General features: G+C 59.0%; 9 protein-coding genes. 5 read left to right on the forward strand and 4 right to left on the reverse strand.

The window, feature by feature from the left end:
• Positions 1-182 precede the first annotated feature (182 nt).
• A complete protein-coding gene (locus GT003_RS26970) occupies positions 183-3,236 on the forward strand; it encodes a glycoside hydrolase family 2 TIM barrel-domain containing protein (RefSeq protein WP_161703844.1) in 3,054 nt (1,017 codons plus the stop codon).
• A 274-nt stretch (positions 3,237-3,510) separates the two neighbouring features.
• Here the strand turns inward: GT003_RS26970 and GT003_RS33075 are convergent, their stop codons facing one another.
• The 3 genes from GT003_RS33075 to GT003_RS26980 form a co-directional block, all read right to left on the reverse strand.
• Positions 3,511-3,930: an aldo/keto reductase gene (locus tag GT003_RS33075; protein WP_428842606.1), complete on the reverse strand. Its 420-nt coding sequence runs from the start codon at positions 3,928-3,930 to the stop codon at positions 3,511-3,513.
• Complete coding sequence (locus tag GT003_RS33080) at positions 3,818-4,603, reverse strand: aldo/keto reductase (RefSeq protein WP_338046031.1); 786 nt, start codon at positions 4,601-4,603, stop codon at positions 3,818-3,820. The genes GT003_RS33075 and GT003_RS33080 overlap by 113 nt, the downstream gene beginning before the upstream one ends.
• 114 nt (positions 4,604-4,717) lie before the next feature.
• Positions 4,718-5,590: an aldose epimerase family protein gene (locus GT003_RS26980; protein WP_161703846.1), complete on the reverse strand. Its 873-nt coding sequence runs from the start codon at positions 5,588-5,590 to the stop codon at positions 4,718-4,720.
• 221 nt (positions 5,591-5,811) lie between these two features.
• Between GT003_RS26980 and GT003_RS26985 the strand changes: the two genes are divergently transcribed.
• The 4 genes from GT003_RS26985 to GT003_RS27000 all read left to right on the forward strand — a co-directional run bounded on the left by GT003_RS26985 (position 5,812) and on the right by GT003_RS27000 (position 9,330).
• Complete coding sequence (locus GT003_RS26985; RefSeq protein WP_161703848.1) at positions 5,812-6,132, forward strand: PadR family transcriptional regulator; 321 nt, start codon at positions 5,812-5,814, stop codon at positions 6,130-6,132.
• Positions 6,129-6,686: an HAAS signaling domain-containing protein gene (locus GT003_RS26990; protein ID WP_161703850.1), complete on the forward strand. Its 558-nt coding sequence runs from the start codon at positions 6,129-6,131 to the stop codon at positions 6,684-6,686. Before GT003_RS26985 ends, GT003_RS26990 begins: the two co-directional genes overlap by 4 nt.
• Positions 6,683-7,636 (forward strand): DUF4097 family beta strand repeat-containing protein, encoded by a 954-nt coding sequence (locus GT003_RS26995; RefSeq protein WP_161703852.1) that lies wholly within the window; start codon positions 6,683-6,685, stop codon positions 7,634-7,636. The genes GT003_RS26990 and GT003_RS26995 overlap by 4 nt, the downstream gene beginning before the upstream one ends.
• 248 nt (positions 7,637-7,884) lie before the next feature.
• Complete coding sequence (locus GT003_RS27000; RefSeq protein WP_161703854.1) at positions 7,885-9,330, forward strand: HD-GYP domain-containing protein; 1,446 nt, start codon at positions 7,885-7,887, stop codon at positions 9,328-9,330.
• 366 nt (positions 9,331-9,696) lie between these two features.
• Here GT003_RS27000 and GT003_RS27005 read toward each other — a convergent pair whose 3' ends face one another.
• Entirely contained in the window at positions 9,697-10,590 is an 894-nt protein-coding gene (locus GT003_RS27005; RefSeq protein ID WP_161703856.1) for a helix-turn-helix domain-containing protein, read from the reverse strand.
• Between the last annotated feature and the right edge of the window lie 26 nt (positions 10,591-10,616).

The following is a 10,616-nucleotide window of genomic DNA, read 5'->3' on the forward strand; positions in this document are numbered from 1 at the left end:
CGGGCAACCGGTGCACGCCTTGCGGTTCGGCGAGATGCCGGCCGGCCGCATGTCCGAAAGTGAAAATCGGGAAAATGTACTCTGGTCAATCATGAATCTTGCTTCCATAATGACCATGTATTGATCGATCTTGAGAACGAATGGTTCGTCAAAACCGCGAATACGGAAGGGATGATTACGGCATGATCGCAATCGAGCGTTACTGGGAAAATCCGGAGAAGCTGAACGTCAATCGCGAAGCTCCTCGGGCTTATTACGTTCCCTATCGGGACATTGCTTCGGCGAAGCGCCGCAAGCGGGGACAATCCCCTTTCTATCGGACCTTGAACGGCAATTGGAAATTTCAATATCGGGCATCGGTGCAGAACGTCGAGGAGCGTTTCTGGGAAGAAAACGCGGACGTCGCCGCCTGGGACGACCTCATCGTCCCTTCCTGCTGGCAGACGAACGGTTACGACCAGATGCATTACACGAACGTGGCCTATCCGATACCGTGCGATCCGCCCTATGTGCCGGACCAAAACCCCGCGGGCCTGTATGTCCGCGAGTTCCAGCTCGGAGACGATTGGAACGGCAAGGAGCAATATGCCGTATTCGAAGGCGTCAACTCCTGCTTCTATGTATGGGTGAACGGAGAATTCGTCGGGTACAGTCAAGGCAGCCGCGTGCCGGCGGAGTTTCTCATTACGCCGCATGTGCGTCCCGGCCGCAACCGGATGGCGGTCATGGTGTTGAAGTGGTGCGACGGCACGTATATCGAGGACCAGGATTTATGGCGGTACAGCGGTATTTTCCGGGATGTATATCTGCTTGCCCGGGACAAAGCGCATATCCGCGACGTATTCAACCGTCAATCGTTCGAAGACGGCTTTGGCCGCGCTTCGCTTGAGGTCGAGATCGCGGCAGCGGGCGATATCCGCGCGAAAGCGGAGCTTCGCGATGCCGGCGGCAGCCTGATTGCCGAAGGGTCGGCCGATATCGAGGGTCAAGGCACGATTAAGCTGCACGTGGACAAGCCGCTGCTGTGGACCGCGGAGACGCCGTACCTTTACGATCTGACGCTCCATTGCGGCGAGGAAATCCTGCTGTTCCCGGTCGGCTTCAAGACGGTCACGACGGATGGAGGCGTATTCCGAATCAATGGGCAGGCGGTGAAGCTGAAGGGCGTCAACCGTCACGACTCTCACCCGAGCCTCGGCCAAACGATTCCGGTCGCGCACATGATCGAGGATCTGAACTTGATGAAGCGGCACAACGTGAATACGATCCGCACCTCCCATTATCCGAACGATCCGCGTTTCTTGGAGCTGTGCAATGAATACGGCTTCTATGTCGTCGACGAAGCCGACCTGGAATGCCACGGCATCGGCATGGCGGAGGATTGGAAGGACGGCGCGTTCCATCGCTTATCCAACGATCCGGCATGGAAGGCCGCGTTCGTGGAGCGCGCTTCGCGGATGGTGGAGCGGGACAAGAACCAGCCATGCGTCGTCATGTGGTCGATGGGCAACGAATCCGGATACGGGCCTAACCATATTGCGATGGCGGAATGGACGCGGAATCGCGACGGCTCGCGCCCGGTTCATTATGAGGGGGCGACCGCGGGGTATAAGGGCAGCGAAGACACCGGCAGCCTCGACGTGGAGAGCCGGATGTACGCGTCGCTGCAGGACATGGAGCGGTACGGGCAGGATCCTGCCCAGATCAAGCCGGTATTCCTGTGCGAATACAGCCATGCCATGGGGAATGGACCTGGCGATCTGGAGGATTACTGGGCTATCATCTACCGCTACCCGAACCTGATGGGCGGCTGCGTCTGGGAATGGTGCGATCACGGCATTCCGCAAACCGCGGAGAACGGGCAGTCATATTTTGCCTATGGCGGCGATTTCGGAGACAAGCCGAACGACGGCAACTTCTGCATCGACGGCCTTGTCTCGCCGGACCGCCAACCGCACACCGGGCTCTTGGAGCTTAAGAAAGTCATCGCTCCCGTTCGCTTCGAGGCGGAGGATGCGGCGCGCGGCTTGGTGAAAGTGACGAATCTGCAGGACTTCATCGGCCTGTCACGGTTCTCGCTGCATTGGAAGCTGGAGCGCGACGGCGAGCTGCTGCGCCAAGGCTGGTTCGACGGGCTGGAAGCCGCGCCGCATGCCTCGCAAGTAATCGAGCTGCCTTGCGGCTGGGACGAGTCGGCCGACGGCCCATGCGATCTGACGCTCTCCTGCCGATTGAACCGCGAGACGGCGTGGGCGGAAGCCGGTTATGAGGTGACGTTCGAGCAATTCCGGCTCGGCACGAAGCCCGCTGCTGCCGGCGCCGATGCTGCGCCTGCAGGAACGCAGGCAGCCGCAAGCGGGGCGGCGGCGCTGATGGTCGAGGAAGAAGGAAGCTTGCTGAAGCTGAGCGGCCTAGATTTCAACCATGTCTTCGATCTGCGTCAAGGAACGTTCGCCGCGATTACGAAGAACGGCGTAAAGCTGATCTCGGAGCCGCTTCGTTTCCAAATCTGGCGTGCGCCGACGGACAACGATCGCGGCATCCGCACGGCTTGGGAGAACGAAGGCTTCCAGCGCGCGGAGATGAAGGTGTACGATTCGGCCTGGGAGCGCGGGGCTGACGGCACCGCCGTCATTCGCGTCCGCTTCTCGCTGGGCGGTTATATTCGGACGCCGATTCTGCAGGGCGAAGCCCGATGGACCGTGGATCCGGAAGGCGTCATTCGCCTGCGCGCCGACATGCAAGTGAAGGAAAGCGCGACCCATCTGCCGCGCTTCGGGCTGGAACTCGTCATGCCCGCGGGCAGCGAGGCGGTGGAATACTTGGGCAACGGGCCCCATGAAAACTATATCGACAAGCGCCGCAGCGTCCGTCGCGGCAAATATCGGACGACCGTGGACGGCATGTTCGAGTCGTACGTGAAGCCCCAGGAGAACGGTTCGCGCTACGGCACGGAGTGGGCGACCGTCACCAACGCCCTCGGCATGGGGCTGCGCCTGGAAGCGGCCGATACGTTCTCGTTCCAAGCGTCGCACTTTACGGCGCGGGACTTGACCGAAGCGACTCACACGCATAAGCTTCGGCCGCGGCGGGAAACGATCGTGAACGCGGACTACCGCATGGGCGGCATCGGTTCGAACTCATGCGGACCGGAGCTGAATGAACGTTACCGCTTCGACGAGAAGTCGTTCGCGTTCGAGCTGACCGTTCGTCCGGTGTTCGCGGAGGACGAATAAGAGCAGGGAACAAGCGTGTTCGGCGAGAAAGTTCGAAGCGAGCTTTCGACGGCAAGAGATCCCGGCAAGAGAGGACAAATAGATTGCCGGACAGAATAGTCTGAATAGGGCCATCTCCGAAGCGTTTGCCGCTTCACGGAGATGGCCCTGTTTTGAATGCAAATCGTGGGGGTGTGCATATAGCAACTAAATGCTCCGATCGGCGCCTCAATGCCTAACGGTTATACGAGTCGTTAATCTGCTCAAAATGACTATTTTCGGCAAAGAGATCAGCCTAGCGCCGCCCGCACAGCTCCGATAGCTCGGCAAGCTCGCGCAGCTCGTCCGGGAGGAGCGCGAAGGTCATCGCGCGCACGTTCTCTTCCGCGTGATGCGGCTTGGAAGCGCCGGGGATGGCGAAGACCGTCTCGCCGTTAGCATGGATCAGCCAGTTCAGCGCGACCTGGCTTGGCGATGCGCCGTATTTGCCGGCCAGGTCATCCAGGCGGTCGATCAAAGGCTGCGTCCGCTGGAGGCTCGCGGGCTTGAAGCTGCCGGACAGCCTGCGCGGTCCGGCAATGCCTTTAATCAGCTCCGGATTCTTATGGAACTTGCCGCTCAGCAATCCCTGCTCGAGCGGCGAATAGGCGATGATGGCAACGCCGAGCTCCTTGGCCGTGTCCAAAATGCCATTGCGCTCGATGCGCCGGTCCAACAGGCTGTATTTGACCTGGTTGGACGTCAGCCGAAGACCGCGCGCGCAGCGCCTTGTCCGCTTCGCGCATCTTCGCGGCAGAGAAATTGCTGACGCCGACGTTGCGGATGAGGCCGGCTTTCGCCAGCTTCGCCATCTCGTTCATTTCGGCGCTCGCGGAGGAGAAGGAGTACGGCTGATGCACCTGGTACAGATCGATCGGCCAGCCCTTCAGCCGGCGAAGACGCTCATCGATCGTCCGCGGAATGCTGCGCGCGGTCCGCATGACCGGCCACCATTTGGTCGCGACGCGGACGCTGCGGGGAGAAGCTCCGGCTTCGTTCAGCGCGTCGGCGAGCGCTTCCTCGGATCGGCCGCCGCCGTATACTTCCGCGGTATCGAACCAATTGATGCCGCCGGCCAGGCTGATGCGCACGATCGAGACGATATCGGCATCGTTCAGGACCGGCCAAAGTTTGCCGACGAGCCCGCTGCCCTTGCTGAACTGCCAGCAGCCGAGACCGAGGGGGGACAGCTCCAGATCCGAGCCGCCCATTCGCCTTAATGCTGCTCGTTCCGGGGCATTCGCCTGCGGATTATCCGCTTTATTCCAAGTCAGCTCCGTCTGGCCCGTTCGCCCCTGCTGCGCCGCGTCGGTTTGATCCTCCGGTTCGAACTGTTCCGTGTGCTCCATGTCCGAATCTCCCTCTTTCCTCCATAGCTTCTTGCCGCCGCGCGCGGCGCGCTGAATGCCTTCATCTCCGGCCGGGCATGCGAATCCGAATCGTCCATTCGGCGAGGCCGCCGTTTAACGCGAGAATCCGATGGCCAGCTCAAGCGCCAGCTGTCCGCCGGCCTCCAGTTCAGGCAGCTCGTCCCGCGTGTTCAACGCGCTGTTCAACGCCATCCATGGCTCCACGCATACGAACGGCGAACCGTTCACCTGCCAGAGCACCACGTATCTGAACGCGTCGCTGTAGGACAAGGTGATCGTGCCGCCTTCCGGTCCCGGGAAAGCAATGCGGCGTGCCGATGCGTCGAGAAGCGCAACGGATTCCTTGAGACCCTCAAGCGAGATGCTGCCTTCGATCGGTTTGACGGCATTGTCGTTGTAGTCGAGGTATTTCGTCGCATCGGTGTCATAGACGAGGTTCTTGCTCTCTGCGCGGAAGTACGGGTGGAAGCCCGCGTAGAAAGGCATGCTGCGAATCGACAGGTTGCGGTAGGATTGGCGAATCCGCAGCTCGCCGTCGACCAGCGCGTAGGTGAAGAGCAGCTCGAACGCAAACGGATATTCCGCCAAAGTGCTGTCGGTATTGCGCAGGCGAACGGTCAGCGACGCTTCGCCGTCCTCGGAGACGGATACGACTTCCCACGGACGATTGCGCGCGACGCCATGATTCCGCATCGCGTACGTTTCGCCTTTCCATTCATACTGTCCGTCGACCAACTGGCCGCAAATCGGAAACAGGACGGGATTGCCACCCCGAATGTTCGTTTGCGGGTCGACGAACGTCGCCCGGTCGAAGTAGAACAGCTCTTCGCCATGCAGCTTGCAGCTGATCGCAATGGCACCGCGCTCCGGACAGATCGTGACGGAGGAGCTTGTCTCCGCATCCTTCAGGGTATATAGAGGAAAAACATCCTCATGCTGCTTGACTTCATATCGTTGGTGATTCATTGCGATTCGCCTCCATTAATTCGACTGAGATGAGAAAATCATACCATATTGTGCGGTTCCGACTAAAGTGCCGGCGCAGCATGATGATTTTTTAATCCACTATATTGCAATGATGAATAGCTGGTGATATAGTATAGCTAACGGAGCGGAGAGCTCCAAATTTTTTAACCAGCTATTCAACTATGATGAATACTCAACGATAACTAATAGGGGCGCTGCGAATGAATGTGCAATTTAAGAAAGGCGTGCTCGACCTGTGCGTGCTTGCCCTGACCGCTTGGGAGGACCGGTACGGCTACGAGCTCGCAGTGACGATGTCGTCGAAATTCGAAGTGGCGGTCGGCAGTGTCTATCCCCTGCTGAACCGTTTGACGGTGGAGGGCTACTTCTCCACGTACCTCCAGGAATCGAGCGGGGGGCCGCCGCGCAAATATTACAAGTTGACGCCGCAAGGCCATGCCCATCTCATGGAGCTGATTCGCGAATGGCGGACGTTCTCCGTCGCGGTTGACGAACTCATTAAGGAAGGTGTAGAGCGATGATCAGAGAGCAGTATTTGGGTCACCTGTGGGAGCTGCTGGCGCCCGTCCCGGAGAAGCTGCGCCGGGAATGGATGTACGATTACGAAGAGCATTTTCGCGTGGCGGCCGAGCTTGGACGCAGCGAAGAGGAGGCGGCGAGCGAGCTTGGCGATCCGAGATTGATCGCGAAGGAGCTGCTGCTGAATTACCGGGTCGATCAGGCGGGCATCAAGAGCGGCAGCATTACGCTCGTGTCCCGCGCGGTGTTCGCGGCCGTCAGCCTCGGATTTTTCAATTTGATATTCGTACTTGGCCCGTTCGTCGCTATACTTGGCGTGCTGATCGCGCTCTGGGCTTCTGCAGTCGCAGTAGCGCTCTCGTCGCTCATGGTCATGTACGAAGGCCTATTCGGTTCCGCCGTCACCGGCGTGCAGGCGTCGTTCATCGCGCTGGCGCTGATCGGACTCGGCATGCTGATGGGGGCGGGCGTGCACTGGCTGACGCGGGCCTTCGCCAAGCTGACGCTGCAGTACTTGAAATTCAATACTAAAGTGATAAGGGTGAAAAAGGGATGAGAAACTGGGTTATCGTCGGCCTCATTCTGTTCGTGATCGGACTGATCGGCGCCGGGGGGACGCTCGCTTATAACGGGGATTTCTCCTTCGGCACGGAGAAGGTCGAGAAGCAGCAATCGATCGCGGCGGACGGCATTCGCAACATCGACGTCAAGACCGGCAGCGTCGACTTGACGATCGTGCCCGGAGAGGGCAATGAAGTGAAAGCGAGCCTGACGGGCCGCGCGAGCAAGAAGTATTTGAACAAATTGGACATTATACTCAAGAAGGACGGCGACACGCTCAAGGTCAGCTTCAAGGAGCATTTCGGCTTTCAATTCGGTCTTAACATCATGAACGTCGACCTGAAGCTGGAAGTGCCGCAGCAGCAATACGGCAAGCTGAAGCTGGACTCCGGCAGCGGCGACAATGCGATCGCGGCGCTCAAGACGGATACCTTGGAGCTGGACGGCGGATCCGGAGACGTGGACATCAATGGACTGCGGAGCGGATCGATCACCGTAACGATCGGCAGCGGCAACATCGCCCTCCATGACGTAACCGCCGAGGACAATGTAATGCTCAAAGCCGGATCGGGCGACATGTCGGCGCAAGGGCTCACGGCGAAACGCCTGGATGTGGCCGTAAGCAGCGGAGACGTAGAGCTTGCGGACGCCGAGGCCGAGCTGTCGGTTAAGACCGGCAGCGGCGATATCTCGGTGGAAGGGAAGAAGCTGGATCATCCGGCCTCGCTCAAGACCGGCAGCGGAGACGTGGAAATCATGACAGACGAGCAGCCGGAAGACGTCGAGATCACGCACGACAGCGGATCCGGCAATCTCGACAACGATTGGGACGGAGCCAAGAGCTCCACGGACGATGACGATGTCCGCCATCTCCTGTTCGGCAGCGGTTCGGTGCACATTGACGTCCATACGGGCTCCGGAGATCTTGACGTCGGCAATCGGTAAGTTCAACAGGAAGGCTTTGCAATGCCGCCCCGGCTTGCAAAGCCTTTTTTTGCGACCTCAGCACTACATTTTAATTGCCGCAATGCCGATATTTTTAGAGGAAGAAGCATTCTTCGCCGGAATGGCGGAACCATTTCCCGCATTATGACGCCAACCATTTTACGCGGCCGGCAAGCGGCATGTTCACCACGAATCAAGTCAACTAGGCAGGATCGATTACATGATGGATGAGGGGGAGAATTCAGGTTATGCAGGTACAACGCAGCATCATGGGCCCGATATTGGCCGTCGTTCTTCCGATTGCCCTGTTCGAATGGTTTCGTTCGGACCAAGCTGCCGATATGACGCTGAAAGCGCCGCAGGGCCATTTTATTTTCGTTACCTTGGTGGCGGCGCTGGCTACGGTCGTGGCGGTCGCCGTCGGCATCACGGGGCAGCGGCTGCGGAACATCAAGGTCGGCTTCATGTCGCTTGCTTATATGTCCCTGGCGGGCGTCTTCCTGCTGCACGGTTTGACGACGCCGGGCTTCGTCATTCATTCCGGCAATATGCCGGCCATGTTCGCTCAGCTCAGCATTCTGTTGACCTCCCTGTGGCTGTGCTTGTCGTCCGTATCCTCGGACTATTGGCTGATCAGGCGCTTATCCGAATGGCGACAATGGCTGCTGCCGGCTTGGGTGCTGCTGCTGGCGCTGCTTGGCGCGTATACGTTCTGGATGCCGCATGAGATGGGCATGCTGCCGATAAACAGCAACCCTTACAAATGGGTAGCGGTCGGCATTACATGCACGGCTTGCCTATGGACGATGTACCGTTATTGGCAGTCTTACCAGCATGCCGGATTCCCGCTGCAGCGCGCCATCGTGTACAGCGTGAGTCTCATTCTTGCGGCTCAATATATTATTGTTGAAGGCACTTCCTGGCATCTGAGCTGGTGGCTGTACCATCTGCTGCTGCTGGGCTCCATGCTGGTCATGCTCGTCGGACTGATCCGGCAGTACTTTTCTCGGGGTTCCTTCAGCTCGTCGCTGCGCGTGTTGTTTCAATCCGATCCCCGCGCTTGGCTGGAGGCGTGCAAGACGCCGAGCGTGAAGGCGCTCATCATGGCGACGGAGGCGCGGGACGCCTACACCGCCGGACACAACAACCGGGTGGCGCTCTACGCGCTTCGCCTCGGCGAAGAGATGAAGCTGACCAAGGACGAGCTGCGCGCCATCGCCCAGGGCGGCGTCGTCCACGACGTGGGCAAGCTGAAGGTGCCGGACGCGATTCTGAACAAAGCCGGCAAACTGACGCAGGAAGAACGGCTCATTATCGAACGGCATCCCATCTCGGGCTACGACATGTGCAAGCAGCTCGGATTTCTGGGCGATGAGCTGTCCGTCATCCGTTCCCATCACGAGAAATGGGACGGCACCGGCTACCCCGACCGCCTGAGCGGAGAGACGATTCCGCTGCTCGCGCGCGTGACGGCGGTCGCGGACGTCTATGATGCGCTCACGTCCTCGCGTTCCTACCGGCAAGCCATGTCGCATGAGGAAGCGATGGCGATCATTGTCGAAGGCAGCGGCGTTCATTTCTGTCCGGCATGCGTGAAGGCCTGGCAGCGCCTTGCCGCCGTGGATGCGGAGTTCTTCGCCGAGATTGCCGCAAGCAGCCGTTCGCTCCGATTGGTGCATCGCGCGGTGCAGTAGCAAGGGAATAACGGTAACAACGAGTTCGTTTCAAGACGCTAACTAGACCGTAACAAGGCATTATCAGGCATTCAAGACAGTAACTAGGCACTGGCAAGGCAGTAACTAGGCACTGGCAAGGCAGTAACGAGAAGATGACAGGGCAAAAACAAGGACGTATCGCAACTGCGATGCCGGCAGCCGGCCGTCCTGCGTATCAACGCTTTAATGCTGAATCCCATGAATCGTGCAACGCTGTAATGCTTAATCCCGTAAATCGGGCACCGCTGTAATGCTGAATCCCATAAACCGGGGAACGCTTTAACGCACTAAACCGCGGAGACGCAAGTTTCCGCGGTTTTGCCGATTCAGCGATTATTTTGCTTTTCAGGGCCAAATATCCTGGGGCGAAACCTGTAACGCATTTGCGATGAGCAGTGCCGTTTGACGTTGGGGGCGATTGATTTTGCCGTTGCGGAGCTTGGAGATCGTTTGCATCGATATGCCGGTTTCGGACGATAGCTGCTGGGCTGACATATAACGGCGCGCCATCAGCACCTTCAAGGTAACGGAGGAATCGACGGGGGCCGACCCGGGGCCGACGGCCGGTTGAATATGCGACACGACGAAGGCGATGTTCTTCAGACTGCCGTCCCCGTGGTAGAAAGGCCGGTACGTGACATGCACTTCCAATTGGCCGGTGCCGGTTAAATCCTTGGTGCGGACCACGATCTGGTCGGTGCTGCGGTTCTGAACGGTCTGCCTCAGCCGGGAGAAAATGCGTTCCCGTTCGTCTTCCTGCACGTAGTCGTTAATGAAGGCTTCCACGGGGAACAGGGGATCGAAGACGGGCGCCGGGTAGTATTTGAAGTAACGTTCGATAATGAACCTGTCGTTCAGGATGCCGGATATCAGCACTTCGCGGGTTTCGCTCATGCGGTCGATCCAGCATTTGGCGCTGATGTCCTCGACCGTCAGCAGGAAGGCGGCATCGCCGGCATCGCCCAGCGCCTCGCAGGTCAGCCGAAGGCGCAGCGGATCGTCGCCGGCCAAGTGCTTCAGCAGGGAGGTCTCGTGCTGATGGAGCGACAAGAGCGTGCTTCGGTCCCACTCGGAGAACAGCCGGTCCGGCGGTAAACCTTCCAGCATGTCGCCTGAGAAGCCGACCAGTCTGGAGAAAGCTTTATTCGCGAGATTAAAGCGGCAATCGTCGTCTTGTCCGACGACGACAACGGCCAGCGGCGTCTTTAAGTTCTGAAAAACAACGGTAGAAAGCGTCATGCGGCGTTCCCCTCGCAATCTATTGC

Origin of the sequence: Paenibacillus sacheonensis (genome assembly GCF_009909195.1) — a bacterium.
GTDB classification, from domain to species: domain Bacteria; phylum Bacillota; class Bacilli; order Paenibacillales; family Paenibacillaceae; genus Paenibacillus_Z; species Paenibacillus_Z sacheonensis.